Source organism: Pseudomonas sp. UYEF17, assembly GCF_040546125.1.
Classification (GTDB): Bacteria; Pseudomonadota; Gammaproteobacteria; order Pseudomonadales; family Pseudomonadaceae; genus Aquipseudomonas; species Aquipseudomonas putida_Z.
The window spans coordinates 42,105-68,878 of the sequence record NZ_JBEPNE010000005.1; the positions used below are offsets into that span (position 1 = coordinate 42,105).

Annotated in this window: 25 protein-coding genes; 16 read left to right on the forward strand and 9 right to left on the reverse strand. The window is 63.4% G+C overall.

Translation table 11 applies throughout. The features are described 5' to 3' along the window. Positions 1–198: 198 nt before the first annotated feature. The gene (locus ABIB24_RS09950) at positions 199–1,191 is read right to left on the reverse strand and encodes an AraC family transcriptional regulator (protein ID WP_274079287.1); all 993 of its coding nucleotides are present in this window, start codon (positions 1,189–1,191) and stop codon (positions 199–201) included. Between the two features lie 243 nt (positions 1,192–1,434). Further along, positions 1,435–2,859 (reverse strand): aspartate ammonia-lyase, encoded by a 1,425-nt coding sequence (gene aspA / locus ABIB24_RS09955; protein ID WP_003260072.1) that lies wholly within the window; start codon positions 2,857–2,859, stop codon positions 1,435–1,437. Between the two features lie 182 nt (positions 2,860–3,041). On the opposite strand from aspA, the gene ABIB24_RS09960 reads away from it, so the two are divergent. From ABIB24_RS09960 to ABIB24_RS09980, 5 genes are all read left to right on the forward strand, one after another. Then, entirely contained in the window at positions 3,042–3,974 is a 933-nt protein-coding gene (locus tag ABIB24_RS09960; protein ID WP_161797629.1) for a LysR substrate-binding domain-containing protein, read from the forward strand. A 171-nt stretch (positions 3,975–4,145) separates the two neighbouring features. Then, on the forward strand, positions 4,146–4,637 hold the full coding sequence (gene purE, locus ABIB24_RS09965; protein WP_003253304.1) for a 5-(carboxyamino)imidazole ribonucleotide mutase: 492 nt from the start codon (positions 4,146–4,148) through the stop codon (positions 4,635–4,637). Positions 4,638–4,647: 10 nt separating this feature from the next. Then, the gene (locus ABIB24_RS09970) at positions 4,648–5,730 is read left to right on the forward strand and encodes a 5-(carboxyamino)imidazole ribonucleotide synthase (protein WP_025341133.1); all 1,083 of its coding nucleotides are present in this window, start codon (positions 4,648–4,650) and stop codon (positions 5,728–5,730) included. Positions 5,731–5,826: 96 nt separating this feature from the next. Then, positions 5,827–6,072: a GlsB/YeaQ/YmgE family stress response membrane protein gene (locus ABIB24_RS09975; protein WP_012274863.1), complete on the forward strand. Its 246-nt coding sequence runs from the start codon at positions 5,827–5,829 to the stop codon at positions 6,070–6,072. 48 nt (positions 6,073–6,120) lie between these two features. Beyond that, complete coding sequence (locus tag ABIB24_RS09980; RefSeq protein ID WP_161797630.1) at positions 6,121–6,654, forward strand: DUF3299 domain-containing protein; 534 nt, start codon at positions 6,121–6,123, stop codon at positions 6,652–6,654. A 125-nt stretch (positions 6,655–6,779) separates the two neighbouring features. Here the strand turns inward: ABIB24_RS09980 and ABIB24_RS09985 are convergent, their stop codons facing one another. Both ABIB24_RS09985 and ABIB24_RS09990 read right to left on the reverse strand, forming a co-directional pair. Beyond that, on the reverse strand, positions 6,780–7,676 hold the full coding sequence (locus tag ABIB24_RS09985) for a D-hexose-6-phosphate mutarotase (protein WP_137162676.1): 897 nt from the start codon (positions 7,674–7,676) through the stop codon (positions 6,780–6,782). A 71-nt stretch (positions 7,677–7,747) separates the two neighbouring features. Next, positions 7,748–8,146: an acyl-CoA thioesterase gene (locus tag ABIB24_RS09990; protein ID WP_003253317.1), complete on the reverse strand. Its 399-nt coding sequence runs from the start codon at positions 8,144–8,146 to the stop codon at positions 7,748–7,750. A 360-nt stretch (positions 8,147–8,506) separates the two neighbouring features. On the opposite strand from ABIB24_RS09990, the gene ABIB24_RS09995 reads away from it, so the two are divergent. From ABIB24_RS09995 to ABIB24_RS10030, 8 genes are all read left to right on the forward strand, one after another. Beyond that, positions 8,507–9,796, forward strand: coding sequence for an MFS transporter (locus ABIB24_RS09995; RefSeq protein WP_003258167.1), 1,290 nt, complete (start codon positions 8,507–8,509; stop codon positions 9,794–9,796). A gap of 274 nt (positions 9,797–10,070) precedes the next feature. Beyond that, on the forward strand, positions 10,071–11,069 hold the full coding sequence (locus ABIB24_RS10000) for a phosphate ABC transporter substrate-binding protein PstS (protein WP_013974822.1): 999 nt from the start codon (positions 10,071–10,073) through the stop codon (positions 11,067–11,069). Positions 11,070–11,208: 139 nt separating this feature from the next. Further along, positions 11,209–13,497: an ABC transporter permease family protein gene (locus ABIB24_RS10005; RefSeq protein WP_085588835.1), complete on the forward strand. Its 2,289-nt coding sequence runs from the start codon at positions 11,209–11,211 to the stop codon at positions 13,495–13,497. A 71-nt stretch (positions 13,498–13,568) separates the two neighbouring features. Then, the gene (gene pstA / locus ABIB24_RS10010) at positions 13,569–15,185 is read left to right on the forward strand and encodes a phosphate ABC transporter permease PstA (RefSeq protein WP_354316468.1); all 1,617 of its coding nucleotides are present in this window, start codon (positions 13,569–13,571) and stop codon (positions 15,183–15,185) included. A 72-nt stretch (positions 15,186–15,257) separates the two neighbouring features. After that, positions 15,258–16,091, forward strand: a complete 834-nt coding sequence (pstB, locus tag ABIB24_RS10015) for a phosphate ABC transporter ATP-binding protein PstB (protein WP_003258171.1) — start codon at positions 15,258–15,260, stop codon at positions 16,089–16,091. Positions 16,092–16,278: 187 nt separating this feature from the next. Then, positions 16,279–17,049 carry a phosphate signaling complex protein PhoU gene (phoU, locus tag ABIB24_RS10020; RefSeq protein ID WP_013974818.1) on the forward strand — a complete coding sequence of 257 codons (771 nt, stop codon included), beginning with the start codon at positions 16,279–16,281 and terminating at the stop codon, positions 17,047–17,049. Positions 17,050–17,213: 164 nt separating this feature from the next. Beyond that, positions 17,214–18,110, forward strand: coding sequence for a response regulator (locus tag ABIB24_RS10025; protein ID WP_137162673.1), 897 nt, complete (start codon positions 17,214–17,216; stop codon positions 18,108–18,110). Between the two features lie 239 nt (positions 18,111–18,349). Next, positions 18,350–19,246: a M23 family metallopeptidase gene (locus tag ABIB24_RS10030; protein ID WP_354316393.1), complete on the forward strand. Its 897-nt coding sequence runs from the start codon at positions 18,350–18,352 to the stop codon at positions 19,244–19,246. Between the two features lie 116 nt (positions 19,247–19,362). Here ABIB24_RS10030 and ABIB24_RS10035 read toward each other — a convergent pair whose 3' ends face one another. From ABIB24_RS10035 to phoB, 3 genes are all read right to left on the reverse strand, one after another. Next, complete coding sequence (locus tag ABIB24_RS10035) at positions 19,363–20,703, reverse strand: hemolysin family protein (protein ID WP_013974815.1); 1,341 nt, start codon at positions 20,701–20,703, stop codon at positions 19,363–19,365. 229 nt (positions 20,704–20,932) lie between these two features. Then, the gene (phoR, locus tag ABIB24_RS10040; RefSeq protein ID WP_025341127.1) at positions 20,933–22,240 is read right to left on the reverse strand and encodes a phosphate regulon sensor histidine kinase PhoR; all 1,308 of its coding nucleotides are present in this window, start codon (positions 22,238–22,240) and stop codon (positions 20,933–20,935) included. A gap of 48 nt (positions 22,241–22,288) precedes the next feature. Then, positions 22,289–22,978, reverse strand: a complete 690-nt coding sequence (gene phoB, locus ABIB24_RS10045; RefSeq protein ID WP_003253341.1) for a phosphate regulon transcriptional regulator PhoB — start codon at positions 22,976–22,978, stop codon at positions 22,289–22,291. A gap of 172 nt (positions 22,979–23,150) precedes the next feature. Here phoB and ABIB24_RS10050 point away from each other — a divergent pair, with 172 nt between their 5' ends. Further along, a complete protein-coding gene (locus tag ABIB24_RS10050) occupies positions 23,151–23,522 on the forward strand; it encodes a COG4315 family predicted lipoprotein (RefSeq protein WP_085615970.1) in 372 nt (123 codons plus the stop codon). 120 nt (positions 23,523–23,642) lie between these two features. Here the strand turns inward: ABIB24_RS10050 and ubiA are convergent, their stop codons facing one another. Both ubiA and ABIB24_RS10060 read right to left on the reverse strand, forming a co-directional pair. Further along, positions 23,643–24,533, reverse strand: a complete 891-nt coding sequence (gene ubiA / locus ABIB24_RS10055; RefSeq protein ID WP_286918168.1) for a 4-hydroxybenzoate octaprenyltransferase — start codon at positions 24,531–24,533, stop codon at positions 23,643–23,645. Continuing rightward, positions 24,533–25,090 (reverse strand): chorismate--pyruvate lyase family protein, encoded by a 558-nt coding sequence (locus ABIB24_RS10060; RefSeq protein ID WP_075046768.1) that lies wholly within the window; start codon positions 25,088–25,090, stop codon positions 24,533–24,535. Before ABIB24_RS10060 ends, ubiA begins: the two co-directional genes overlap by 1 nt. A 230-nt stretch (positions 25,091–25,320) precedes the next feature. On the opposite strand from ABIB24_RS10060, the gene ABIB24_RS10065 reads away from it, so the two are divergent. Further along, positions 25,321–25,488: a rubredoxin gene (locus tag ABIB24_RS10065; protein WP_003253349.1), complete on the forward strand. Its 168-nt coding sequence runs from the start codon at positions 25,321–25,323 to the stop codon at positions 25,486–25,488. A 16-nt stretch (positions 25,489–25,504) separates the two neighbouring features. Further along, positions 25,505–26,653: an NAD(P)/FAD-dependent oxidoreductase gene (locus ABIB24_RS10070; RefSeq protein WP_085588827.1), complete on the forward strand. Its 1,149-nt coding sequence runs from the start codon at positions 25,505–25,507 to the stop codon at positions 26,651–26,653. Positions 26,654–26,774 lie beyond the last annotated feature (121 nt).

Sequence of the window (26,774 nt, forward strand, 5' to 3'; positions counted from 1 at the left end):
TTCTCATGGGCGGGCCAGTGGGGGAGAACGACGCAAGTGGCCAAAAGGGGATCGATATGGCCAAGCTCTTTGGCTGGATTTGTTGGTGGCCTGTACTGGCCCTTTCGCGGGTGAACCCGCTCCCACAGGTACAGTGTTGCACCTGAGTGTGTGCAATCCCTGTGGGAGCGGGTTCACCCGCGAAAGGGCCGCTACAGGTCAACCGCGAAAATGGCTGGGCGCGACGCCACTCCAACGCTGGAAGGCATGCCGAAAACTGGCGGTCTCGCTGAACCCCAGGCACTCGGCAATCCGATAGATCGGCATCTGCTCATCAGCCAGCAATTGTTTGGCCCGCTCGAACCTCAGTTCATCCAGCAGCTGTTGATAACTGCTGCCCAACGCCTGCAAATGCCGGCGCAGGGTGCGCGATGAGCAGTTCATCTGCCGCGCCAGCCCTTCCAGCCCGGGCGCTGCATCCAGTTGCTGCGCCAGCAGTTGGCGAATCCGCCCCAGCCAGGCCTGGCGGCCGGTGAATTCCAGGTTCAGGCGCCGGCAGCGTTCGCTCATGGCCTTGTGGGTAATCGGGTCGGCCAGCGGCAGTGGCGTGTCCAGCCAGCGCTGTTCGAAGGCAAAGGCATTGTCCTCGGCGTCAAAACCGACCGGGCACTGGAATGCCCCGGCATAGAGTGCGTGGTAACCGGGCCGTGGGTGTTCGAAACGGGCTGCCAGCAGGGGCAGCGGGCGGCCGAGCAGGTCGTCGCAGATGACCTTCAGCGACACCAGGCAGAACTCGGCGTTGAAGGCGGTCAGCGTCGGGCTGTCGTGGTAGTCGCTGGCGCTGAACCAGACGCGCTGGCCGTCGTCGAGCAAACGCAGCTTGAAGACTGTTCCCAGCAGTGCCGGATACTGCAGCGCCAGGCGCAAGGCGTCACCCAAAGTGGCACTGGAGAGCAGGGCGTAACCGAGCATGCCGTAGCACGACACATGCATGCGCCGGCCCAGTTCCAGGCCGATATCCTCGCGCCGGGCAACGGCGTTGGCGCACACCTGCAGTTCCTGCTGGGTGGTGATGCGCGCATCGGCATGGCCCAGGTCTGCCGGGCCGATGCCGCTGCCGGCCAGCAGCGCCGACGCCTCGCAACCGTCTGCCTGGAAGACATTGAGGATCAGCGAAACCGCGTTGAGGGTGGTCAGGTGGCTGTGCAGCATGCTGGGTAATCCCGTTGGGCTGGGACGCATTATGGAGCAAGTTGTGTGCCGATGTTCGGGGGCCGCTCCCACATTGGCCGTTGTACGCAGGGCTTTTGTAGGAGCGGCCTTGCGTCGCGATGGGCTGCAAAGCAGCCCCAAATCCTTCAGGCAAAAAAAAGGCCCGAAGCATAGGCTCGGGCCTTGGAAAGGTTGAGAGGTGTCTAGTCCCTCGACCTGGTGAGACTGTTTACAGCGGCCTGGTTACGCCTTCAGCGGAACCAGACGGGGAGCGATCATGTTTTCCGGACGCAGGATGTCGTCGAGCATCGCGTCGTCCAGCAGCTTCTCTTCGCGCACCAGTTCCAGTACGCCGCGGCCGGTTTCCAGGGCAACGCGGGCGATACGGGTGGCGTTTTCGTAGCCGATGTACGGGTTCAGGGCGGTGACCAGGCCGATCGAGTGCTCGACCAGTTCACGGCAGCGCTGTTCGTTGGCGGTGATGCCGACGATGCAGTGCTCGCGCAGCATGTCCATGGCGCGTTGCAGCAGGCGGATCGAGTCGAAGATCTTGTAGGCGATCAGCGGCTCCATAACGTTCAGCTGCAGCTGGCCACCTTCGGCGGCGACGGTCAGGGCCAGGTCGTTGCCCATGATGGCGAAGGCCACCTGGTTGACGGCTTCCGGGATAACCGGGTTGACCTTGCCTGGCATGATCGAGCTGCCTGGCTGACGCGCTGGCAGGTTGATCTCGTTGATGCCGGTGCGCGGGCCGCTGGACAGCAGGCGCAGGTCGTTGCAGATCTTCGACAGCTTGACGGCGGTACGCTTGAGCATGCCGGAGAACAGCACGAAGGCACCCATGTCGGAGGTAGCTTCGATCAGGTCGGCAGCTGGTACCAGCGGCTGGCCGCTGATGGCAGCCAGGCGCTGTACGGCCAGGGCCTGGTAGCCAGGGTCGGCGTTGATGCCGGTGCCGATGGCGGTACCGCCCAGGTTGATTTCGGTCAGCAGTTCCGGGGCCAGCGAGCGCAGGCGCTGCAGGTCTTCGGTCATGGTAGTGGCGAAGGCGCGGAATTCCTGGCCCAGGGTCATCGGTACGGCGTCCTGCAGCTGGGTACGGCCCATCTTCAGTACGTGGTCGAACTCTTTACCCTTGGCAGCGAAGGCCTGGATCAGGCTGTCGAGGCTGGCCAGCAGGGCGTCGTGGCCCAGCAGCAGGCCCAGACGGATGGCGGTCGGGTAGGCGTCGTTGGTCGACTGCGCCATGTTCACGTCGTTGTTCGGGTGCAGGTACTGGTACTCACCCTTCTGGTGGCCCATGGCCTCCAGCGCGACGTTGGCGATGACTTCGTTGGCGTTCATGTTGGTAGAAGTACCAGCACCGCCCTGGATCATGTCCACCACGAACTGGTCGTGGTAATCGCCTTTGATCAGGCGGGCGCAGGCTGCGGTGATGGCAGCGTGCTTGGCATCGCTCAGGTGACCCAGCTCACGGTTGGCGTCGGCAGCAGCCTGCTTGACCATGGCCAGGGCCACGACCAGCTTCGGGTAGTGCGACAGCGGAACACCGGAGAGGTGGAAGTTGTTGGCAGCGCGCAGGGTCTGGATGCCGTAGTAGGCATCTGCAGGAACTTCAAGGGTACCCAACAAATCTTTTTCGACGCGGAACGATGCAGCGGAGGACATGATGTATATCATCTCGATTTTGACCCGGCACATGCCGGAATGGCGCCAATCCTAGGCCTGAAGGTGATTTTGCGGCCAATGCTGTTGCACGCTAACCTATGCACAAACGGCATAGTGTTTCATGTGACGCCAATTGACATTCGAGCGTGTTCCATTTTGGTGCACGCCAGGAGATGTGCTTCGTGAACCTTGAAAGCAAATGGCTGGAAGACTTCAGCGCGCTGGCCGCCACCCGCAGTTTTTCTCAGGCGGCAGAGCGGCGTTTCGTCACCCAACCGGCCTTCAGCCGGCGCATTCGCAGCCTGGAAGCAGCCTTGGGCCTGCAATTGGTGAATCGTTCCCGCACGCCGATCGAGCTGACAGAGGCCGGCCAGCTGTTTCTCGTCACGGCGCGTACTGTTGTCGACCAGTTGAGCGAAATTCTCCGCCACTTGCATCATCTGGAAGGCGGGCAGGGTGAAGTGGTGCAAGTGGCCGCGGCACACTCGCTGGCATCGGGCTTTTTCCCGCGTTGGGTGGCCCAGTTGCGCAACGACGGGTTGAACATCGCCACCCGCCTGGTTGCGACCAACGTCGGAGATGCCGTGCATGCATTACGCGAAGGTGGCTGCGACCTGATGCTGGCCTTCTATGACCCGGATGCTGCCCTGCAGATGGATGCCGAGATCTTCCCGTCGCTGCACATGGGCACCACTGAAATGTTGCCGGTATGCGCCGTGGATGCCGACGGCAAGCCGTTGTTCGACCTGGAAGGCGAGGGCAGCGTGCCGCTGCTGGCCTATACCGCCGGCGCCTTCCTCGGTCGCTCGGTCAATTTGCTGCTGCGTCAGCGCAACCTGCGCTATACCACCGTCTATGAAACCGCCATGGCCGACAGTCTGAAGAGCATGGCGCTGGAAGGCATGGGCATCGCCTGGGTGCCGCGCCTGTCGATGCGTGGCGAACTGGAGCGGGGCGAACTGGCGATCTGCGGCGGCAGCCAGTGGCACGTGCCGCTGGAAATCCGCCTGTACCGCTGCGCCCTGGTGCGCAAGGCCAATGTAAGGCTGTTGTGGCGCAAGCTCGAGGGGGCGGCGATGGTTGACCCAAAAGTCAGTCAAAGCCCCGAAAAATAAGGGGCGACAGTTGGTCGCCGGGGTGCCTTAAACGCACCACCTTACGGTATACTGCGCGGCCTTTCGACCGGATGCGTCCGGTCCTGATCAGCAAACAAGCCACGCCGGTCGTCCCGCGTGGCTTGTTGTTTTTTGACGCGCCCAAGGGCGCACAAGCGAAGAGGCTCGACGATGAGTGCACTGGTTGGCGTGATCATGGGCTCCAAGTCCGATTGGTCCACCCTTAGCCACACCGCCGATATGCTGGAAAAACTCGGCATTCCCTACGAGGTGAAGGTGGTTTCCGCCCACCGTACCCCGGATCTGCTGTTCCAGTATGCCGAGGAGGCTGAGGGCCGTGGCATCGAGGTGATCATCGCCGGTGCCGGTGGCGCAGCCCACCTGCCAGGCATGTGTGCCGCCAAGACCCACCTGCCGGTGCTGGGCGTGCCTGTGCAATCGTCGATGCTGTCGGGTGTCGATTCGCTGCTGTCGATCGTGCAGATGCCAGCCGGCGTGCCGGTTGCCACCCTGGCCATCGGTCGTGCCGGTGCGGTCAACGCCGCGCTGTTGTCGGCCAGCATCCTCGGCGCCAAGTACCCGCAGTACCACGCGGCGCTCAAGCAGTTCCGCACGGAACAGACCGACACCGTGCTGGACAACCCAGACCCGCGCCAGGCTTGAGGCTCAACCCATGAAGATCGGTGTAATCGGTGGCGGCCAGCTGGGCCGCATGCTGGCCCTGGCGGGTACCCCGCTGGGCATGAACTTCGCCTTCCTCGACCCGGCGCCGGACGCCTGCGCTGCGCCGCTGGGCGAGCACCTGCGTGCCGACTACGGCGACCAGGACCACCTGCGCCAGCTGGCCGACGAAGTCGACCTGGTCACCTTCGAGTTCGAAAGCGTCCCGGCCGAGACCGTGGCCTTCCTCTCGCAGTTCGTGCCGGTGTACCCCAGCGCCGAAGCGCTGCGCATCGCCCGTGACCGCCTGTTCGAGAAGAGCATGTTCCGCGACCTGGGTATCCCTACCCCGGCCTTCGCCGACATCCTCTCGCAGGCCGACCTGGACGCCGCGGTGGCCAGCATCGGCCTGCCGGCCGTGCTGAAAACCCGCACCCTGGGTTACGACGGCAAGGGCCAGAAGGTGCTGCGCACGCCTGAGGACGTGGTCGGTACCTTTGCCGAGCTGGGCAGCGTACCTTGCCTGCTGGAAGGCTTCGTGCCATTCACCGGCGAAGTGTCGCTGGTGGCCGTGCGTGCCCGTGATGGCGAAACCCGCTTCTACCCGCTGGTGCACAACACCCACGAAAGCGGCATCCTGCGCCTGTCGGTCGCCAGCCAGGCGCACCCGCTGCAGGCCCTGGCCGAAGACTACGTGGGCCGTGTGCTCAAGCAACTGGACTATGTGGGCGTGATGGCCTTCGAGTTCTTCGAAGTCGACGGCGGCCTGAAGGCCAACGAAATCGCCCCGCGCGTGCACAACTCCGGGCACTGGACCATCGAAGGCGCCGAGTGCAGCCAGTTCGAGAACCACCTGCGCGCCGTCGCCGGCTTGCCGCTGGGCTCGACTGCCAAGGTCGGCGAGAGCGCGATGCTCAACTTCATCGGTGAAGTGCCGGCGGTGGACAAGGTGGTTGCCATCGGTGACTGCCACCTGCACCACTACGGCAAGGCCTTCAAGGTTGGTCGCAAGGTTGGCCACGCCACCCTGCGCTGCCACGACATGGCCACCCTCGAGCGCAAGATTGCCGAAGTAGAAGCCCTGATCGGCAACTGATCGAACTTCTACCAGCGGCTTGCCCTCTGAAATGGCAACGAGCCAAAGCGCTGTCTAGGCTTTGGCTTGTTCCATCTTCACTGCAGAGGGATTGCCATGGGTATCATTGGAACCATCTTCATCGGCCTTATCGTCGGCCTGCTGGCCCGCTTCATCAAGCCGGGCGACGACAGCATGGGCTGGATCATGACCATCCTGCTGGGGATTGCCGGCTCCCTGCTGGCCACCTACGGCGGCCAGGCGCTGGGTATCTACCAGGCCGGGCAGGCTGCCGGTTTCCTTGGCGCGCTGATCGGTGCGGTGATCCTGCTGGTGATCTACGGATTCATCAAGAAACGTTGAATACTGGTTAGAATGCCCGGCAATTCATTCGAGTTGCCGAGCATTTTGATGCGTGCCTTTTTTCTCGCCCCACTGCTGTTGGCCAGCGCCCTGGCCCATGCCGAACTGCCTGAAACCGACTGGCTGGAGCTGATGCCCAAGTCGGACCAGCAGGCACTCGAGCAAATGCCCGATATCGACCACAATTCGCCGGAAGCCATGGGCACCTTTACCGACAAGGGCGGCCTGAAGCAGAGCAAGGGCCTGCCGGCGGTGATGTACTCGACCAAGACCGTGGCGGCCATGAACGGCAAGGATATTCGCCTGGGCGGCTACCCGGTGCCGCTGGAGAGCGATGCCAAGGGCAACAGCACGTTGTTCTTCCTGGTGCCGTACCCGGGCGCGTGCATCCATGTGCCGCCACCACCACCGAACCAGCTGGTGCTGGTGCGCTACCCGAAAGGCCTGAAGATCGATGATATCTACACACCACTGTGGGTCAGCGGCAAGCTGAAGGTGGAGAAGGTCAGCAATGACCTGGCCGATGCGGCCTATGCGCTGGATGCCGGGAAGGTGAGGGTGGTGGAGGACGCAGACCTCTGATTGCCTTGAAGGGGCTGCTTTGCAGCCCGTCGCGACACAAGGCCGCTCCTACAGGCGACCGTATACCCTTGTAGGAGCGGCCTTGTGTCGCGAAAGGACTGCGCAGCGGTCCCAACGGCTTCAGATCAAAGCGCTTCGCTAGCCACCACCAAGCCAAGCGAATGACTGGCCCCAGGCTTCAATTCCACCAGGTCATCCCACACATTCGCCGTCTCGATGCACAGCATCCGCTGCCACCCGTCATCGGCCATGTCCGGCAGTTCCTTGGCCCGCTCGGTCCAAGGGTTCCAGATCACCGCCGAGCGCGACCCACTGCTGGTCAAGGTAATGCGCCGCTCCCAATGCGGGTCGACGATGCTCAGGGTTTGCGGGGTCGCCAGGTAGATCCGGTCTGTTTCCCCGACAAACCCCAGCGGCCCCTGCTGCTGGCGCTGCTCCCAGTCAGCCAGGGTCTCGATATAGCTCAGCCCCTCGACCCCTTCGACCCGCGCCTGGCGCACGTCACTGACCGCGAAGTAGCTGTGCAGGGCCTGGCTGATGGTAACGGGGGTATTGCCCATGTTGCGGCTGGTCAGGTTCAGCTGCAGGTCTTCGCCCAGCTCCACTACCAGCTTCAGTTCGACGTCATGAGGCCAGCCAGGCAGGTCACCCTGCGCTTCCGGCAGTTCGAATTCGATGCGCAGGCCTTTGCCCGCTTCCTCGATAGCCAGCAATTGCCAGTCGCGCGCGCGCGCCAGGCCGTGCGCGGGTGCCTGTTCGCCGTGGTACATGGCCTGCACGGCCTGGGGGTTGCGCTGCAGGTTGCCGAACCACGGCCAGCACACCGGCACACCGGCGCGTACCGACTTGCCCTGGCGGAAGATGGCCTGGTCGCTCAGCCACAGCAGCGGTGGCTCGCCAACGCGCTGGTAGCTGAGGATCTGCGCGCCCTGCTGGGCTATCAGTAGTTCGGCTTGGTCGCTGCTGATACGCCAGCAGTTGAGTTCGCCATGTTGCTCGGTTACGACCTGGAAGGTAGCCATTGCATTCATCTCATTGATTGCCAGTGGGCCTTGGACCCGGGCACATGCAATGAGTTTACCGCCGGCGTGGCTCAGCGACGAGGTACGGAGCGGGTGCGGCCACTGCCGTCGATGGCGACGAAGACGAAGACTGCTTCGGTTACCTTGCGCCATTCGCTGGACAGCGGGTCGTCGCTCCACACTTCGACCATCATCTGGATCGAGCTGCGGCCGATTTCCAGGGTCTGGGTATAGAACGACAACTGCGCGCCGACGGCGACCGGGACCAGAAAGGCCATGCGGTCGATGGCCACGGTGGCCACGCGGCCGCCGGCGACACGGCTGGCCATGGCGGTGCCGGCCAGGTCCATCTGGGCGACCAGCCAGCCGCCGAAGATGTCGCCAAACCCGTTGGTCTCGCGCGGCAGTGCGGTGATCTGCAAGGCCAGGTCACCTTGCGGGATAGGATCTTCTTGTTCGAGCTCAATCATGCGATGGGGCCTCTGACCCGTGACGCTTTTCGTTGGTGTGGCGCAAAGGCCGGGTAAACGATTCAGCTTGAAACATACTACGCCGATTTCGTTTCACTGAGCGGCCGTAGGGAAACTCTGCGAAACCGCCTGACATAAAGACCGGCGTTTTCGCACAACATCCCACGCTAGCAGCAACCTTTTCCTACGAACTGCCAGTATATAGAGCATAACGGCCAGCGACGACCGTGCATTCATGAATATGTGTAGGGATTTTGTATCGCTTCCGGCGCAGCTCAGCAATTTGCTATCTTCGCCTGTCTCCCACTCCAGAAGCCGCGTGCCAAGCGGCCTGCATGCCTACAAAGAGAACAATCAGCGATGACTTCCGTGCCGAGCAGTATCGAGCAGCCCTCGCGGCCGCTGACCCGCAGTGACTACAAGACTCTCTCACTGTCCGCCCTGGGCGGCGCGCTGGAGTTCTACGACTTCATCATCTTCGTGTTCTTCGCCACGGTGGTCGGCAAGCTGTTCTTCCCCGCCGACATGCCCGAATGGCTGCGCCTGATGCAAACCTTCGGCATTTTTGCCGCCGGCTACCTGGCGCGGCCGCTGGGCGGCATCATCATGGCCCACTTCGGTGACCTGCTCGGGCGCAAGAAGATGTTCACCCTGAGCATCTTCATGATGGCCCTGCCAACGCTGATCATGGGCCTGCTGCCCACCTATGCACAGATCGGCATGTGGGCGCCGATCCTGTTGCTGCTGATGCGCGTGATCCAGGGCGCGGCCATCGGCGGCGAGGTACCCGGCGCCTGGGTATTCGTGTCCGAGCACGTGCCAGAGCGCAACACCGGCTACGCCTGCGGCACCCTCACCGCAGGCCTGACTGCGGGTATCCTGCTTGGCTCGTTGGTGGCGACCCTGATCAACAGCGTCTACAGCGCACAGGAAGTGGCCGATTACGCCTGGCGTATCCCGTTCCTGCTCGGCGGTGTATTCGGCCTGTTCTCGGTGTACCTGCGCCGTTGGCTGCACGAAACCCCGGTGTTCGCCGAGATGCAGCAGCGCAAGGCGCTGGCCGAGGAACTGCCGTTGCGCGCGGTGCTGCGTGACCATCGCGGTGCGATCATCCTGTCGATGCTGCTGACCTGGATGCTGTCAGCCGCCATCGTGGTACTCATCCTCATGACTCCGGCGCTGCTGCAGAGCATCTACCACATCAGCCCCACCGACTCGCTCAAGGCCAACAGCCTGGCCATCGTGCTGCTCAGCTTCGGCTGCATCGGCGCTGGCAGCCTGGCTGATCGTTTTGGCGCGGGCCGGGTGTTCGTGATCGGCAGCCTGTTGCTGCTGGCGACCTCCTGGACCTTCTACCACAGCCTGCCTACGCGCCCCGAGCTGCTGTTCCCGCTGTATGCGGTGACCGGCCTGTGCGTGGGCGTGATTGGCGCGGTGCCTTATGTGATGGTCAAGGCGTTCCCGGCGGTGGTGCGCTTCAGCGGGCTGTCGTTCTCGTACAACGTGGCCTACGCAATCTTTGGCGGGCTGACGCCGATGGTGGTGACTGCGCTGCTGAAAGTGAGCCCGATGGCGCCGGCCTACTATGTGGCGGGGCTGTGTGCCGTTGGTCTGGTTGTGGGCCTGTACCTGCTCGCCAACAAGCGCTGATCGGCACCGATTGGTCAACGCAGTCATTGTAGGAGCGGCCTTGTGTCGCGATGGGCTGCGCAGCAGCCCCAGAGATCGCAAACCCGGCACAAATTGCCGGGGCTGCTGCGCAGCCCATCGCGACACAAGGCCGCTCCTACAGGTATTGCCAAGCAGCTGAGCGGTGATGGCTTTTCATCCAATTGTCATATTCAAGTCATATCGTATTCATGCGGCCTGCAGATACTTGGGCCCGTTCCATCCAACACCCCAATATTCCTGCTAGGAGCAAGGCATGAAACTGAAGCGTTTGATGGCGGCCCTCACCTTTGCCGCCGCTGGCGTTGCAACCGCCAACGCGGTAGCCGCTGTCGATCCTGCGATCCCGACCTACACCAAGACCACCGGTGTGTCGGGCAACCTCTCCAGCGTCGGTTCGGACACCCTCGCCAACCTGATGACTCTGTGGGCCGAGGCCTACAAGAAGGAATATCCGAACGTAAACATCCAGATCCAGGCTGCCGGCTCCTCCACCGCGCCACCCGCGCTGACCGAAGGCACCGCCAACCTCGGCCCGATGAGCCGCAAGATGAAGGACGTCGAGCTGCAGGCCTTCGAGCAGAAGTACGGCTACAAACCGACCGCCATCCCGGTCGCCGTAGACGCCCTGGCTGTGTTCGTGCACAAGGACAACCCGATCAAAGGCCTGACCATGGCCCAGGTCGACGCTATCTTCTCTTCCACCCGCCTGTGCGGTGGCAAAGCCGACGTCAAGACCTGGGGTGACCTGGGCGTGACCGGCGACCTGGCCAACAAGCCAGTACAGCTGTTCGGCCGTAACTCGGTATCGGGCACCTACGGCTACTTCAAGGAAGAAGCCCTGTGCAAAGGCGACTTCAAGCCTAACGTCAACGAACAGCCTGGCTCGGCTTCGGTCGTGCAGTCGATCAGCTCCTCGCTGAACGGCATCGGCTACTCGGGTATCGGCTACAAGACCGCCAGCGTCAAGACCGTGGCCCTGGCCAAGAAGGAAGGCGGCGAGTTCGTTGAAGACAACGAAGCCAACGCCCTGAACGGCACCTACCCGCTGTCGCGCTTCCTGTACGTCTACGTCAACAAGGCCCCGAACAAGCCTCTGGCCCCGCTGGAAGCCGAGTTCGTCAAGCTGGTGCTGTCGCAAGCTGGCCAGCAGGTCGTGGTGAAGGATGGCTACATCCCGCTGCCGGCCAAAGTCGTCGACAAGACCTTGGCTGACTTGGGCCTGTCCCACGCTGGTAACGTCGCAAAAAAGTAAGTAATTGAAGGGGAGGCCGGCGCTGATGCCTGGCCTCTTCCACGAAATTCCAGTCCGAAGCCAGGTTTCCTGTGCGGCGGGCTTTCGTGCGTCACCACTTTGTAATGTTTTTGTCACACGGGACCGCTAGGGTGTGCGCATGAATGATCTGGCCAACTCCAACATGACCCAAAACTCCCAGCCCGTGCGGATTGATTTCAATACGCCGGAGTTGCAACGCAAGCGCCGCATGCGCGCGCTCAAGGACCGCCTGACCCGCTGGTATGTACTGGTGGGCGGGCTTGCCGTATTGGCGGCGATCACCCTGATCTTCTTCTATCTGGCCTATGTGGTGCTGCCGCTGTTCCAGGGCGCCGAGCTGACCAGCAAGAAAGCCCTGGAGCCGACCTGGCTGCAACAGGATGCCGGCAAGCCGCTGATGATCGCGCTTGAAGAGCAGAACCTTGTGGGCATGCGCGTTTCGGACAAGGGCCAGGCACTGTTCTTCGATACCAAGACCGGTAACGAGCTCAAGCGTTTCGACCTGCCGGTACCGGCAGGCACCCAGGTCACTTCGATCAGTGCCGACCAGCCGGGTAGCCCGCTGGTGGTGCTGGGCTTGTCCAATGGCCAGGCGCTGGTGTTCCACCACACCTACAAGATCACCTACCCGGACAACAAGAAAACCATCGCCCCCGGCATCGACTACCCGTACGGCGAGCAACCGTTCGTGCTCGACGAGCAGGGCCGTGCGCTGGAGCATGTCAGCGTCAACGTCAATGGCGACACCCTGCTGATGGCCGGTTCCACCGGCGCGCACCTGCAGGTGGTCGAGCTGACCCGCACCGAAAACATGATGACCGAAGAGGTCACCACCGAGCAGAACCGCATCGAATTGCCGCAGATGACCGAAACGGTGAAGAACATCTTCATCGACCCGCGTCAGCAGTGGCTGTATGTGATCAACGGCCGCGCCACCGCGGACGTGTTCAACCTGCGCGACAAGAGCCTCAACGGCCGCTACAAGCTGTCTGAAAGCGCCGACACCGAAATTACCGCCACCGCCCAGCTGGTCGGCGGCATCTCGCTGATCATCGGCGACTCCAAGGGCGGCCTGGCCCAGTGGTTCATGGCCCGTGACCCGGATGGCGAATCCCGCTTCAAGCTGATCCGCACCTTCCAGATGGGCAAGGCCGCGGTCGTGCAGATCGACGCCGAAGAGCGCCGCAAGGGCTTCGTCGCCCTCGACGCCGCAGGCGAGCTGGGCGTGTTCCACAGCACCGCGCACCGTACCCTGCTGGTCGAGCCGGCCGCCGAAGGCCCTGGCATCCTGGCCCTTTCGCCACGTGCCAACCGCATCATCATCGAAGAAGGCGGCAAGCTGCTGCCACTGAGCCTGCGCAACCCGCACCCGGAAATTTCCTTCAGCGCGCTGTGGGGCAAGGTGTGGTACGAGAACTACGACGAGCCGAAATATGTCTGGCAATCGACCGCATCGAACACCGACTTCGAGCCCAAGCTGAGCCTGTCGCCGCTGACCTTCGGTACCCTGAAGGCCGCGTTCTACGCCATGATCCTGGCGGCCCCGCTGGCGATTGCCGCAGCCATCTACACCGCCTACTTCATGGCCCCGGGCATGCGCCGCAAGGTCAAGCCGGTGATCGAACTGATGGAAGCGATGCCGACCGTGATCCTCGGCTTCTTCGCCGGCCTGTTCCTCGCCCCGTACCTGGAAGGCCACCTGCCGGGCGTGTTCAGCCTGTTCCTGCTGATGCCGCTCGGTATCCTGCTGGCCGGCTTCGCCTGGACCCGCCTGCCCGAGTCGATCCGCCTGCGTATCCCGGATGGCTGGGAAGCGGCGATCCTGATCCCGGTCATCCTGTTCACCGGCTGGTTCGCCCTGACCATGAGCCCGCACCTCGAGAACTGGTTCTTTGGCGGCGACATGCGCCTGTGGATCACCAACGACCTGGGGATAACCTACGACCAGCGCAACGCCCTGGTCGTGGGTATCGCCATGGGCTTCGCGGTCATCCCGAACATCTACTCCATCGCCGAAGACGCCGTGTTCAGCGTGCCGCGCAGCCTGACCCTGGGCTCCCTGGCCCTGGGGGCGACGCCATGGCAGACCCTGACTCGCGTGGTCATCCTCACCGCCAGCCCGGGTATCTTCTCGGCGCTGATGATCGGCATGGGCCGTGCGGTGGGCGAGACCATGATCGTGCTGATGGCCACCGGCAACACCCCGGTGATGGAGCTGAACCTGTTCGAGGGCATGCGCACCCTGGCCGCCAACGTGGCCGTGGAAATGCCGGAGTCGGAAGTCGGCGGCAGCCACTATCGCGTGCTGTTCCTGGCCGCGCTGGTGCTGCTGATGTTCACCTTCATCATGAACACCTTGGCCGAGCTGATTCGCCAGCGTCTGCGCAAGAAATACTCGTCGCTTTGATAGAAAGGTAGCGATCCGTGAAAAAGGACTCCCTCAAAGGCTGGTTCAAGAGCGGCGCCCCAGGCGTCTGGATGAGCGGCGGCGCGGTGGCCATGGCAGTGATCATGACCGTTGGCCTGCTGGCGGTGATTGCCGTGCGCGGCCTGGGCCACTTCTGGCCGGCCGATCTTGTCCAGGCCACCTACAAGGTGCCGGGCCAGGCCGACCACGTCGTCATTGGCGAAGTGGTGCAAAAGGAAGAAGTACCCCGTGCCCGCCTGAAGGGCGCCGGCCTGCCAGTGCCTGACCAAGGCCCGGAGTTCATGACCCGTGAGCTGATCAAGGTGGGCAACCGCGACCTCAACGGCAGCGACTTCACCTGGGTGGTCGGCGACTGGCTGGTCGACGAAAAGCGCCCGACCGACCTGATCGCCCTGGAGCGTCGCGAGTGGGGCAACTTCTACGGCTACCTGGTCAGCGTCAAGGAAGAAGGCCGTGTGGTCGCCGAAGGTGCTGCCGCCTGGGCCGAGCTGCAGGCCCGCCTCAAGCGCGCCAACCAGCTCAACAGCGAACTGCAAAGCCTAGAGAAGAAAGACATCGGCGCCATCAACCATGGCCTCGAGCGCCTGCGTCTGCAGGCGCGCAAGCTGGAGCTGGACGGCAAGCTGGACGCCGCCGCCCAGGCCGACATGGACGCCGAGCGCGCCGAGCTGAACAGCCGCTACAAGGCCATCGAAGACCGCCTGACCGGCCTGCACCAGGCCTTCGCCCGCGACAGCCTGGTGGCCCGCGATGGTGACGGCCGTGAGGTGGAAATCAACCTCAGCAAGGTGGTGCACGCCATCCAGCCGAACGCCATGTCGGGCTTCACCAAACTGGGCGCCTACTTCACCAAGGTCTGGGAGTTCCTCAGCGACGACCCGCGTGAAGCCAACACCGAGGGCGGTATCTTCCCGGCCATCTTCGGTACCGTGATGATGACCCTGATCATGGCCGTGATCGTCACCCCGTTCGGCGTGCTGGCTGCCGTGTACCTGCGCGAATACGCCAGACAGGGCCCGGTGACCCGCCTGATCCGCATTGCGGTGAACAACCTGGCCGGTGTACCGGCGATCGTCTACGGCGTGTTCGGCCTGGGCTTCTTCGTCTATGTGCTGGGTGGCTCGATCGACCGCCTGTTCTTCCCCGAAGCACTGCCGGCGCCAACCCTGGGTACCCCGGGCCTGCTGTGGGCATCTTTGACCCTGGCGCTGCTGGCCGTGCCGGTGGTGATCGTGGCCACCGAGGAAGGCCTGGCGCGTATTCCGCGTACCGTGCGTGAGGGCTCGCTGGCCCTGGGCGCGACCAAGGCCGAGACCCTGTGGAAGATCGTCCTGCCGATGGCCAGCCCGGCGATGATGACCGGCATGATCCTCGCCGTGGCACGCGCCGCCGGTGAAGTGGCACCGCTGATGCTGGTCGGTGTGGTGAAACTGGCCCCGTCGCTGCCGGTGGACGGGAACTACCCGTACCTGCACCTGGACCAGAAGATCATGCACCTGGGCTTCCACATCTATGACGTCGGCTTCCAGAGCCCCAATGTCGAGGCCGCGCGGCCGCTGGTATATGCCACGGCGTTGCTGCTGGTGCTGGTGATTGCGGCCCTCAACCTCTCGGCCGTGTGGATCCGTAACCACCTGCGCGAGAAGTACAAGGCCCTCGACAGCTGATCCTGATTGCAAGCGTGCCGCCCGTGAGCCGGGCGGCCCTTTGAAATGAATTGTTAGCGTATGGAGTTGACCATGCAGCAAGAATCCCATACCCACGGCATCGACATGTCTGCCCTGGGCCGCGACAAGCAGAGCCTGCGCCTGGCCGAAGAAACCGTAGCCATCGAAGTGCCGGGCCTGAGCCTGTTCTACGGCGACAAACAAGCGCTGTTCGACGTGCAGATGAACATCCCCAAGCAGCGCGTGACCGCCTTCATCGGCCCGTCCGGCTGCGGCAAGTCGACCCTGCTGCGCACCTTCAACCGCATGAACGACCTGGTTGACGGCTGCCGCGTGGAAGGCGCCATCAACCTGTACGGCAACAACATCTACCGCAAGGGCGAAGACGTGGCCGAGCTGCGCCGCCGTGTGGGCATGGTGTTCCAGAAGCCCAACCCGTTCCCCAAGACCATCTACGAAAACGTGGTCTACGGCCTGCGCATCCAGGGCATCAACAAGAAGCGCGTGCTCGACGAAGCGGTCGAGTGGGCGCTGAAGGGCGCGGCCCTGTGGGACGAGGTCAAGGACCGCCTGCACGACTCGGCACTGGGCCTGTCCGGTGGCCAGCAGCAGCGTCTGGTCATCGCCCGTACCATCGCCGTGGAGCCGGAAGTGCTGCTGCTCGACGAACCGTGCTCGGCACTGGACCCGATCTCGACCCTGAAAGTCGAGGAACTGATCTACGAATTGAAATCCAAGTACACCATCGTCATCGTGACCCACAACATGCAGCAGGCGGCCCGTGTTTCGGACTACACCGCGTTCATGTACATGGGCAAACTGGTCGAATTCGGGGATACCGACACCTTGTTCACCAACCCGGCGAAGAAGCAGACCGAAGACTACATCACCGGTCGCTACGGCTAGCAGCCGCTCGGGATAGGTACCTGGCCCCTGTGGGAGCGGGTTTACCCGCGAAGCAGGCGCTGCGGTGCTTGGCACCGGCTTCGCCGGTGTTCGCGGGTGAACCCGCTCCCACAGGATGTGTTTGCCAGGGTGGGCCAGGGAATGACACGAACTACTTGAAGCTTGCAGCTTCTTCGCGGAGCGAACGATGATCAACAAAGAAAGCCTTACGCATCACATTTCCCAGCAGTTCAACGCCGAGCTCGAAGAGGTGCGTAGCCACCTGCTGGCCATGGGCGGCCTGGTCGAAAAGCAGGTCAACGACGCAGTTACCGCGCTGATCGAAGCCGACTCGGGCCTGGCCCAGCAAGTGCGCGAAGTCGATGAGCAGATCAACCAGATGGAGCGCAACATCGACGAGGAGTGCCTGCGCATCCTCGCCCGTCGTCAGCCGGCGGCCTCCGACCTGCGCCTGATCATCAGCATCTCCAAGTCGGTGATCGACCTGGAGCGCATCGGTGACGAGTCGACCAAGATCGCCCGCCGCGCCATCCAGCTGTGCGAGGAAGGCGAGTCGCCGCGCGGCTATGTCGAGGTGCGTCACATCGGTGACCAGGTGCGCAACATGGTCCGCGACGCGCTGGACGCCTTTGCCCGCTTCGACGCCGACCTGGCGCTGTCGGTGGCCCAGTACGACAAGACCATCGACCGTGAATACAAGACCGCCCTGCGTGAGCTGGTGACCTACATGATGGAAGACCCGCGCTCGATCTCGCGGGTACTGAGCGTTATCTGGGTCCTGCGTTCGCTGGAGCGTATCGGCGACCATGCGCGCAACATCTCCGAGCTGGTGATCTACCTGGTGCGCGGCACCGACGTGCGTCACATGGGCCTCAAGCGCATGACGGCAGAAGTGCAGGGCACTGCTGTTTCCGACGGCGAAAACGCTAATGTTCCGGCCGAACCTGACGATAAGTAAGGTTGCTCCCGAGCATCGACGCCCGGCCTTGGCCGGGCGTTTTCGTTTGCGGTCGAGGAGCCGGCAGGCACCCGCGAACGATGTGAAGAAGTCCCGGCGTGACCAGGTTGTAGCAAGTGGCCATTATTCGGCGGTAGGCTAGTCGGGATTCAGAAGGAGTATCGATGAGTAAAGTGAATGTGCTGGTCGTGGATGACGCCCCGTTTATCCGTGACCTGGTCCGCAAATGCCTGCGCAATGCCTTCCCGGGCATGACCATCGACGACGCCGTCAACGGTCGCAAGGCCATGGCCATGCTGGGCAAGGAAGCGTTCGACCTGGTTCTGTGCGACTGGGAGATGCCGGAAATGTCCGGTCTGGAACTGCTCACCTGGTGCCGCCAGCAGCCTGAGTTGAAGAACCTGCAGTTCATCATGGTGACCAGCCGTGGCGACAAGGAAAACGTCATCCAGGCTATTCAGGCGGGCGTTTCCGATTTTGTCGGCAAGCCGTTCACCAACGAGCAATTGCTGACCAAGGTGAAAAAAGCCCTGACCAAGATCGGCAAGCTCGACAGCCTGATGGCCAGCGGCCCGGCACGGGTCAACTCGGCGTTCGCCAATGACTCGCTGAATGCGCTGACGGCCGGCAAGCCTGAAGCGGTGAAGGTCACGGCGCCAGCGTCGGCACCAGCACCCGCCAGGCCAGTGGCCAATGCCCCCCGGCCCGCCGCTCCCGCGCCGACCGGCCGTGGCCAGGGCCAGTTGCGCCTGGCCGGCGGCATGCAGCCATGCGTGATCAAGGCGCTGAGCCTGAAAGAGGCCTTGCTGGTGGTGCGCCGTGGCGAAGCGCTGCCCCAAGTGCTGGAAGGCGCGGTGCTGGACCTGGAGCAGGGCGAGAACGCCGAAGTCGCGCGCCTGAACGGCTACTTGCATGCCGTCGCGGCACTGGAACCCAAGCCCGACAGTGACTGGTTGCAACTGACCTTCAAGTTCGTCGACCAGGATGCCCAGAAGCTCGACTACCTGTCGCGGCTGATTGCCCGCGGGACGGCGCAGAAGCACTTCACCCCGGGCGCCTGATCCCAGCCTCACACCGCGCTTTTTGTAGGAGCAGCCTTGTGCTGCGAATGGGCTGCGAAGCAGCCCCGGCAATGCTTGCGGCGGCATTGATACCTGGGGGCTGCTTTGCAGCCCATTCGCAGCACAAGGCTGCTCCTACAAAAAACTGTGCACCCCAGGGCCATCCGACCAACTGTCATACCCGCCGCAAAACCCCCTGCTAGGCTTCGACAAATCATAACTGTCAAAAAGCCACTATCATGCCCGCCCGCCTGCTGCTGTTCTGTGCATTGCTCATGGCCTCGGCGTCGAGCCTGGGCATGACTATCTACGAGATCACCGATGATGGCCGTGTGACCTCCTATTCCGACCGGCCCGGCCCCGGTGCCAAAACCTTGGTGCGGCGCGTACCCATGGTCGAAGTGCCCGAAGGCCAGGTGCTGCTGAACGCGATAACCTTCAACGGCGGCGTGAGCTTTTCGGCCCGCAACCAGCTGCATGTGCCGGTGGAGGTAGAGCTGCGCCTGGACAACCTGGTGAACGCACAAGGCGGCAATGCCCCGCGTACCGTGCGCCGGGTACTGCCGCCGCGCACCACGCAAATGCTCAGCGTGCTCAGGGGCCGGCCCGGGATGTTGCTGAACTACCGCTCGACCCTGCTGCAGGCCATGGGCGACCCGGGCAAGCGGCCCCAGGGCTTCCGCTATGCATTCCCCTGGATTGGCGGGCCGTTCCGCGTGACCCAGGGCCCCAATGGCCGGGTCAGTCATTTTGGTCCCAAGGGGCGTTATGCCATGGACATTGCCATGCCCGAAGGCACTACCATCATCGCGGCGCGGGAAGGGGTGGTGGTGAAGACGGAGAACAGCCAGAGCGGGCGCGGCCCCAACCCGTCGGGCAATTTCGTCAGGATCCTGCACCCGGACGGCACCATGGGCGTCTACCTGCACCTGATGCGCGGTTCGGTGGTGGTGGCAGAGGGGCAACGGGTGCGGCAGGGGCAGATGCTGGCCAAGTCGGGCAATACCGGCAACAGCACCGGGCCGCACCTGCATTTCGTGGTGCAGCGCAATGTGGGGTTGGCGCTGGAGTCGATACCTTATCGGTTCGACAGGCCGATCGGAGGGTTGCCTGACTTCACTGCGGGTAACCCTTGAGATTTTGGGGCCGCTTTGCGGCCCCATCGCGACACAAGGCCGCTCCTACAGGGATACGCGAACCCCTGTAGGAGCGGCCTTGCGTCGCGATGGGCTGCAAAGCAGCCCCCTGGCCCTCAATCCAGCTTGAGCACCTTGGCCAGCACGATCTTCGGCCCTTTCATCTTCTTGATGATGATGCGCAGCCCTTCGACCTCCAGCACTTCCTCTTCTTCAGGCACGCGCTTGAGCGTCTCGTAGACCAGCCCGGCGAGGGTTTCTGCTTCGATATGGTCAAGGTCGACGCCCAGCAGGCGCTCGACCTTGAACAGCGGCGTGTCGCCACGCACCAGCAGCTTGCCCGGCTGGTAGGCGAGGATGCCGCGCTCGGTCTTGCGGTGCTCGTCCTGGATGTCGCCCACCAGCACTTCCAGCACGTCTTCCATGGTCAGGTAGCCAATCACCTTGCCATCGGCTTCCTCCACCAGCACGAAGTGCGCGCCGCCCTTGCGGAACTGCTCCAGCAACTGCGCCAGCGGCATGTGCCGCGACACGCGCTCCAGTGGCCGTGCCAGGTCGTCGAGGTCGATGGTTTCGGGCAGGTGCTCGAGTTCGGCCAGCTCCAGCAGCAGGTCCTTGATGTGCAGCAGGCCGGTGAATTCTTCACGCTCGGCGTCGTACACCGGGTAGCGGCTGAACTTGTGGCGGCGCACCAGGGCCAGGATCTGCTTCAACGGCGCATGGGCGTCGATGCTGACCATGTCCTCGCGCGAGTTGGCCCAGTCGACCACCTCCAGCTCGCCCATTTCCACAGCCGAGGCCAGCACGCGCATGCCTTGGTCGCTTGGGTCCTGGCCACGGCTGGAGTGCAGGATCAGCTTGAGCTCTTCACGGCTGTAGTGGTGCTCGTGGTGTGGGCCGGGCTCGCCCTGGCCGGCAATGCGCAGGATGGTGTTGGCGCTGGCATTGAGCAGGTAGATGGCCGGGTACATCACCCAGTAGAACAGGTACAGCGGCACGGCGGTCCACAGCGACAGCAGCTCGGGCTTGCGGATGGCCCAGGACTTGGGTGCCAGCTCGCCGACCACGATGTGCAGGTACGAGATGACGAAGAAGGCGACGAAGAACGAGATGGCCTTGATCAGCTCGGGCGTGTCCACGCCCAGGTAGGCCAGCAGCGGCTCGAGCAGGTGGGCGAACGCCGGTTCACCGACCCAGCCCAGGCCCAGCGAGGCGAGGGTGATGCCCAGCTGGCAGGCCGACAGGTAGGCGTCGAGCTGGTTGTGTACCTTGCGCAGGATGCTGCCACGCCAGCCATGCAGCTCGGCGATGGACTCGACGCGGGTGGCGCGCAGCTTGACCATGGCGAACTCGGCGGCAACGAAGAAGCCGTTGAGCAGCACCAGGAGCAAGGCAAAGATGATCATGCCGAAATCGGCGAATAACGAGGTGAGGCTGATACCAGGGGAAGGGTCCATGATGGAGTTTTTACGGGGTCCGTCTTCGAGATAGAGAGAAAAAAAGTGCCAGCTCTTGCTGGCACAGGGGGTCCAATGTAGCGGCTGGGGCCGTAAAAGCAAAGGGCGATGGATTCTTTGGGGGCGCTTTGCGCCCCATCGCGACACAAGGCCGCTCCTACAGGAGACCGCGATCCCGTGTAGGAGCGGCCTTGTGTCGCGATGGGCTGCAAAGCAGCCCCCGAGGCCCTCAAGCCTTGCCGTTGGCCAATTGTGCCGGCGCGAAATGACAGGTAAAGGTACTGCCATGCCCCGGCACGCTGCTGATCTCCAGCTTGCCGCGGTGGCGCATCAGCACATGCTTGACGATCGCCAGCCCCAGCCCGGTGCCGCCGGTATTCGACGCACGGCTGGAATCGACCCGGTAGAAGCGCTCGGTCAGGCGTGGCAGGTGCTTGGCATCGATGCCCACCCCCGAGTCCTGAACCGACAGGTGCGCGCCCTGGGCATCGGCCCACCAGCGAATACGGATGCTGCCTTCGTCCTGGGTGTACTTGACCGCATTGAACACCAGGTTGGAAAAGGCACTGCGCAGCTCCGACTCGCTGCCTTTCAGCTGCACGCCGGGCGCGGCTTCCAGGGTGATGCGCTGGTTGCGGGGCCCGGACAGGGCCTGGGCGTCGTTCTTGATCGCTGCGAGCAAGGCATCGACCGCCACTGGCTGGTTGTCCGACGGGTAGTCGGTGGCCTCCAGCTTGGCCAACAGCAGCAGGTCGTTGAGCAGTGTCTGCATGCGCGAGCCTTGCTGGCTCATCTGCTGCAGGGCTCGGCCCCAGCGCGGGTTCACGTCTTCGACGTTGTCCAGCAGGGTTTCCAGGTAGCCGGTGATCACCGTCAGCGGCGTGCGCAGCTCGTGGGACACGTTGGCGACGAAGTCCTTGCGCATCTGCTCCAGCTGATGGATGCGGGTAACATCGCGCACCAGCATCAGGTGCTCGTTGTTGCCGTAGCGGGTGATGTGCAGCTGCACGCGCATGCGGTCGTTGATCGGCGAGGGGATTTCCAGCGGCTCGAGGTAGTTCTCCGCCTCGAAGTATTCCTTGAAGCGCGGGTGGCGCACCAGGTTGGTCACCTGCTGGCCGCCGTCCTGTGGGGTCTTGAAGCCCAGCAGAGTCTCGGCGGCGCGGTTCCACCATTCCAGGTTGCCGTCGCTGTCCAGCATGATCACCGCGTCACGCAGCGCGGCGGTAGACTCCTGCACCCGGTCGATCACCGCCTGCAGGCGGCCGCGCACGCGCTGGTCGCGGCGTTGCAGGTGATAGATGCTGTCGAACACTTCGCCCCAGAGGCCGTAGCCATCGGGCGGTGCTTCGTCGGGTTGGTGGTTGCGCAGCCAGTCATGCAGGCGCAGCAGTTGCTTGAGGGTCCAGCCCAGGTAGAGCGCCAGGCCGATGGCCAGGCTCCAGCCATAGTAGCCGCTGACCAGCCCGCCGATCAGGCAGACGGTGATCAGCAGCAGCAGGTGGCGAATCAGGGTCGCGTGCCAGTTCTGGTTCAATTGACGGTCCTTGTACAACGACGTGCAGCTTGGCGCTTTTCAGCTCGATCAGCTCTTGGTCGAGAAGCGGTAGCCGGTGCCCCGGACGGTTTGTACCAGATTTTCGTAGGCTTCACCCAGTGCCTTGCGCAGGCGGCGGATGTGTACGTCGACGGTGCGCTCTTCGACATAGACGTTACCGCCCCACACCTGGTCCAGCAGCTGGCCACGGGTGTAGGCGCGCTCCTGGTGGGTCATGAAGAACTGCAGCAGGCGGTATTCGGTAGGGCCCATCTCGGCCGGCTTGCCGTCGATGGTCACGCGGTGGCTGATCGGGTCGAGCAGCAGGCCGCCGACTTCGATTGGTGCCTCGCTATCGCTCGGGCCGGTGCGGCGCAGCACGGCTTTCAGGCGGGCGACCAGTTCACGCGGCGAGAACGGCTTGGTGATGTAGTCGTCGGCGCCCACTTCCAGGCCCTGGATCTTGTTGTCCTCTTCACCCTTGGCGGTGAGCATGATGATCGGGATGTCGCCGGTCAGCTCGTCGCGCTTGAGGCGGCGGGCCAGTTCGATGCCGGAGGTGCCCGGCAGCATCCAGTCGAGCAGGATCAGGTCCGGTTTGCGGTCGACGATGATCGCGTGGGCCTGTTGTGAGTTTTCCGCTTCCAGGCAGTCATAGCCGGCCATTTCCAGGGCAACGGCGATCATCTCGCGAATTGGTGCTTCGTCGTCGACGATCAGAATGTTCCTGCCAACCATGCTCAAAACCTCTCCTGGATACGGTGTCTTGGCCCGCATTAGATAACGGAATTATTGCAGCTGTGTGACAGGGTGTTGGCCGTTCTGGCGACATTCCATGACTGAACTAGGCTTGAAAGGGCCGTAGTTGTGGCAACCAGAACTCAATCCCCCCGAAACAATGGTGAATCCAATGACACGACAAACGCTGAGCTGGATGGCCCTTTTCACTGCGCTGGCGCTCCCGGGGGTGGCCTTGGCCGACCATGCGATGGAGAAGGGCGGGATGTTGGTCGATCATGCCGGCATGACCCTGTACACCTTCGACAAGGATGCGGGCGGCAAGTCGATGTGCAATGGCGAATGCGCCACCAACTGGCCGCCGCTGATGGTCAAGGCCAATGACGAACCGGCCAAGGACAAGTGGACAGTGGTGATGCGCGATGATGGCAGCAAGCAGTGGGCCTATGATGGCAAGCCGCTGTACACCTTCATCAAGGACAAGAAGGCCGGCGATATGACCGGTGACGGCATGAAGGACGTCTGGCACGTTGCCAAGCCTTGAGATTGCCGGGGCCGCTTTGCGGCCCATCGCCGGCAAGCCAGCTCCCACAGGTCATGTGCAAGCTTCAAGGGCAGCGCTGCACCTGTGGGAGCTGGCTTGCCGGCGATAGGGCCCTCAGCTTCAACGCAGTGCGTAATCCAACACTACCCCGATAAACACCAGCAACCCCGCCCAGTGATTGTGCAGAAACGCCTTGAAGCACGACTCCCGGTCCAGCTTGCGCGTCGACCAGTACTCCCAGGCAAAGCACGCCGCCGCGCCCAGCAGCCCCAGGTGGAACCAGCCACCCAGCTCGAAGCGGCTGCCGGCCAGCAACAGGCAGCCCAGCGACAGCAGCTGCAAGGTCAGGATGATGGTGCGGTCTGCGTCGCCGAACAGGATAGCGGTCGATTTCACGCCTATCTTCAGGTCGTCATCACGGTCGACCATGGCGTAGTAGGTGTCGTAGCCCACCGTCCACAGCAGATTGGCGATATACAGCAGCCAGGCGCTGGCCGGCAGCTCGCCACCCGCTGCGGTGAAGGCCATGGGAATGCCCCAGGAATACGCCGCCCCCAGCACCACCTGCGGGTAATAGGTGTAGCGCTTCATGAACGGGTAGCAGAACGCCAGTGCCACCGCACCGAACGACAGCCAAACCGTGCGGCTGTTGGTACACAGCACCAGCAGGAAGCTCACTCCGACCAGGATGGCGAACAGCGCCAGTGCTTCGCGCGGGCGGACCCGGCCGCTGGCCAGGGGGCGGTCGGCGGTACGTTTGACGTGGCCGTCCACCTTGCGGTCGGCAAAGTCGTTGATGCAGCAACCTGCAGCGCGCATCAGCACCACACCTAGGCCGAAGATCAGCACGTTGGCAAGGGTTGGTGAACCGTTGCCGGCAATCCACACCGCCGACAAGGTCGGCCACAGCAGCAGGTAGATACCAATCGGCCGGTCCATGCGGCTGAGCTGGACGAAGTCCCAGGCCCGTGGGTGCAGACGGTTGAGCGACTTGAGCAGTTGCAGGTACATCAGCGGTTTTCCTCCTTGGCCGCTTGCCACAATGCTGGCAGAAACACCTCTGCCACCAGCAGGTCCAGGCCGCCACGTTCGAAGCGCGAACGGCGGCCCCACAACGCCGCGTGGGCGGCTTCGCCCGGCAGCCAGGCCTGTGGATAACTGCACACCTCGATGGGGTGGCGGATGAATGCCTGGTCACAGAACAGCAACTCGCCCAGCGAACGGCTGCCCAGGGTTTCCAGGTCCAGCCCGCCGCGCTCCAGGGCGCTGCGGCTGGCGACGCTGCGGGCGAAAACCCAGGGTTGGCCATGGCCGCGCAGGTACACCTCACGCACCCAGCCTTCGGCGCCAGCGGCGATGCCCAGTGCCTGGCATTCGTCATCGCGCAGCGGCTGCCAGCCCTCGAACAGCGGGGTGACGGAGAAGTGATCGTTGGACAGGCGGGTCAGGCGGCGGGTCAGCGAGCCCTCGTCGAACAGCCAGTCAAGGGTGGGCTGGTCGATGTCGGTCGCCAGCCGTGAATACGGCAGCCACGCGACAGCGGCTGCTTGCGGGGATTCGTACGACACGTCGGTCTGCTTGTTACAACCAGAGAGGCGGCGAGCTTAGCATGATTGCCCCGACTGCTTGCATACTGCCGACAGGGCCGCTACAAAGCCCCACGAATTGCGCGCTGGCCTCTTCGCGGGCGCGCCCGCTCCTACAGGTTATACACAACTCCTGTGGGAGCGGGCATGCCCGCGAAGAGGCCATCAGCAGCAACACAACGCTCCAGCCTGAACCGAGGAAACCCACCCCCATGAAAAAGTGGCAATGTATTGTCTGTGGCCTGATCTACGACGAAGCCGAAGGCTGGCCCGACGACGGCATCGCCCCCGGCACCCGCTGGGAAGACGTGCCTGAAGACTGGCTGTGCCCCGACTGCGGCGTGGGCAAGAGCGACTTTGAAATGATCTCCATCGGCTAATCGAGGAAAGCACGACATGACGTCCCCTGTGGTAATCATCGGTACCGGCCTTGCGGGCTACAACCTGGCCCGTGAATTTCGCAAGCTCGATGCGCAGACGCCGCTGCTGCTGATCACCGCCGATGACGGTCGTTCCTACTCCAAGCCCATGCTGTCCACCGGCTTTGCCAAGCAGAAGGACGCCGACGGCCTGTGCATGGCCGAGCCGGGCGCCATGGCCGAGCAACTGAATGCCGAGATTCGCACCCATACCCGCATCAGCGGCATCGACCCGGGCCACAAGCGTTTGTGGATAGGTGAAGAGGCGGTGGAATACCGCGACCTGGTGCTGGCTTGGGGCGCGCAGACGGTGCAGGTGCCGATCGAAGGTGATGGCGGCGATCGAGTGTTCCCGATCAACGACCTGGAAGACTACGCGCGCTTCCGTGCCGCCGCCGTCGGCAAACAGCGCGTGCTGATCCTCGGTGCCGGCCTGATCGGCTGCGAATTCGCCAACGACATGAGCCTGGGCGGCTTCCAGGTCGATGTGGTGGCGCCGTGCGAGCAAGTCATGCCGACCCTGCTGCACCCGGCCGCTGCCACTGCCGTGCAGGCCGGGCTGGAAGGCCTGGGCGTGCGTTTTCACCTCGGCCCGGTACTGACCCGCCTGCAGCAGGTGGCCCAGGGCCTGGAGGCGCACCTGTCCGACGGCAGCGTGATCGCCTGCGACCTGGTGGTTTCGGCCATCGGCCTGCGCCCGCGCACCGACCTGGCCGCCGCCGCTGGCCTGCAGACCAACCGTGGCGTTTGCGTGGACCGCCAGTTGCGCACGTCCCACGCCAACATATTCGCCCTTGGCGACTGTGCCGAAGTCGATGGCATCAACCTGCTCTATGTGATGCCGCTGATGAGCTGCGCCCGAGCCCTGGCGCAAACCCTGGCCGGCAAGCCGACAACGGTCGCCTACGGGCCGATGCCGATCACCGTGAAAACCCCGGCCTGCCCGCTGGTGGTCTCGCCGCCGCCCCAGGGCCACGAAGGCACCTGGCAGGTAGAAGGGCAGGGCAGTGACCTCAAGGTGCTCTGCCTTGATGCAGAGGGCAAGCTGCTGGGCTACGCCCTCACCGGGGCGGCCGTGATGGAAAAGCTGGCCCTGAATCGCCAGCTGCCGGCCGTAATGGCGTAAATAGCTGGCGTTCTGTCGGATTTATCCTGTTGTTGCTTGCACAATGGCCGCCCAGATACTGGCGCGGCCCCTGTGCACGTGCCATCCTCACTTCCGTCTGCCGCAGATTAGAGCCTGCGGT

Coding starts and splice junctions, on each gene's coding strand:
- ABIB24_RS09985 (WP_137162676.1), bottom strand. CDS start 7,676: ATGGCTACCTTCCAGGTCGTAACCGAGCAACATGGCGAACTCAACTGC.
- ubiA (WP_286918168.1), bottom strand. CDS start 24,533: ATGTACCTGCAACTGCTCAAGTCGCTCAACCGTCTGCACCCACGGGCC.
- pstB (WP_003258171.1), top strand. CDS start 15,258: ATGCAGCAAGAATCCCATACCCACGGCATCGACATGTCTGCCCTGGGC.
- ABIB24_RS10035 (WP_013974815.1), bottom strand. CDS start 20,703: ATGGACCCTTCCCCTGGTATCAGCCTCACCTCGTTATTCGCCGATTTC.
- ABIB24_RS09950 (WP_274079287.1), bottom strand. CDS start 1,191: ATGCTGCACAGCCACCTGACCACCCTCAACGCGGTTTCGCTGATCCTC.
- ABIB24_RS09975 (WP_012274863.1), top strand. CDS start 5,827: ATGGGTATCATTGGAACCATCTTCATCGGCCTTATCGTCGGCCTGCTG.
- purE (WP_003253304.1), top strand. CDS start 4,146: ATGAGTGCACTGGTTGGCGTGATCATGGGCTCCAAGTCCGATTGGTCC.
- ABIB24_RS10070 (WP_085588827.1), top strand. CDS start 25,505: ATGACGTCCCCTGTGGTAATCATCGGTACCGGCCTTGCGGGCTACAAC.
- ABIB24_RS09970 (WP_025341133.1), top strand. CDS start 4,648: ATGAAGATCGGTGTAATCGGTGGCGGCCAGCTGGGCCGCATGCTGGCC.
- phoU (WP_013974818.1), top strand. CDS start 16,279: ATGATCAACAAAGAAAGCCTTACGCATCACATTTCCCAGCAGTTCAAC.
- ABIB24_RS10030 (WP_354316393.1), top strand. CDS start 18,350: ATGCCCGCCCGCCTGCTGCTGTTCTGTGCATTGCTCATGGCCTCGGCG.
- ABIB24_RS10025 (WP_137162673.1), top strand. CDS start 17,214: ATGAGTAAAGTGAATGTGCTGGTCGTGGATGACGCCCCGTTTATCCGT.
- ABIB24_RS09995 (WP_003258167.1), top strand. CDS start 8,507: ATGACTTCCGTGCCGAGCAGTATCGAGCAGCCCTCGCGGCCGCTGACC.
- aspA (WP_003260072.1), bottom strand. CDS start 2,859: ATGTCCTCCGCTGCATCGTTCCGCGTCGAAAAAGATTTGTTGGGTACC.
- ABIB24_RS10065 (WP_003253349.1), top strand. CDS start 25,321: ATGAAAAAGTGGCAATGTATTGTCTGTGGCCTGATCTACGACGAAGCC.
- ABIB24_RS10000 (WP_013974822.1), top strand. CDS start 10,071: ATGAAACTGAAGCGTTTGATGGCGGCCCTCACCTTTGCCGCCGCTGGC.
- phoB (WP_003253341.1), bottom strand. CDS start 22,978: ATGGTTGGCAGGAACATTCTGATCGTCGACGACGAAGCACCAATTCGC.
- ABIB24_RS10005 (WP_085588835.1), top strand. CDS start 11,209: ATGAATGATCTGGCCAACTCCAACATGACCCAAAACTCCCAGCCCGTG.
- ABIB24_RS09980 (WP_161797630.1), top strand. CDS start 6,121: ATGCGTGCCTTTTTTCTCGCCCCACTGCTGTTGGCCAGCGCCCTGGCC.
- ABIB24_RS10050 (WP_085615970.1), top strand. CDS start 23,151: ATGACACGACAAACGCTGAGCTGGATGGCCCTTTTCACTGCGCTGGCG.
- ABIB24_RS09990 (WP_003253317.1), bottom strand. CDS start 8,146: ATGATTGAGCTCGAACAAGAAGATCCTATCCCGCAAGGTGACCTGGCC.
- pstA (WP_354316468.1), top strand. CDS start 13,569: ATGAGCGGCGGCGCGGTGGCCATGGCAGTGATCATGACCGTTGGCCTG.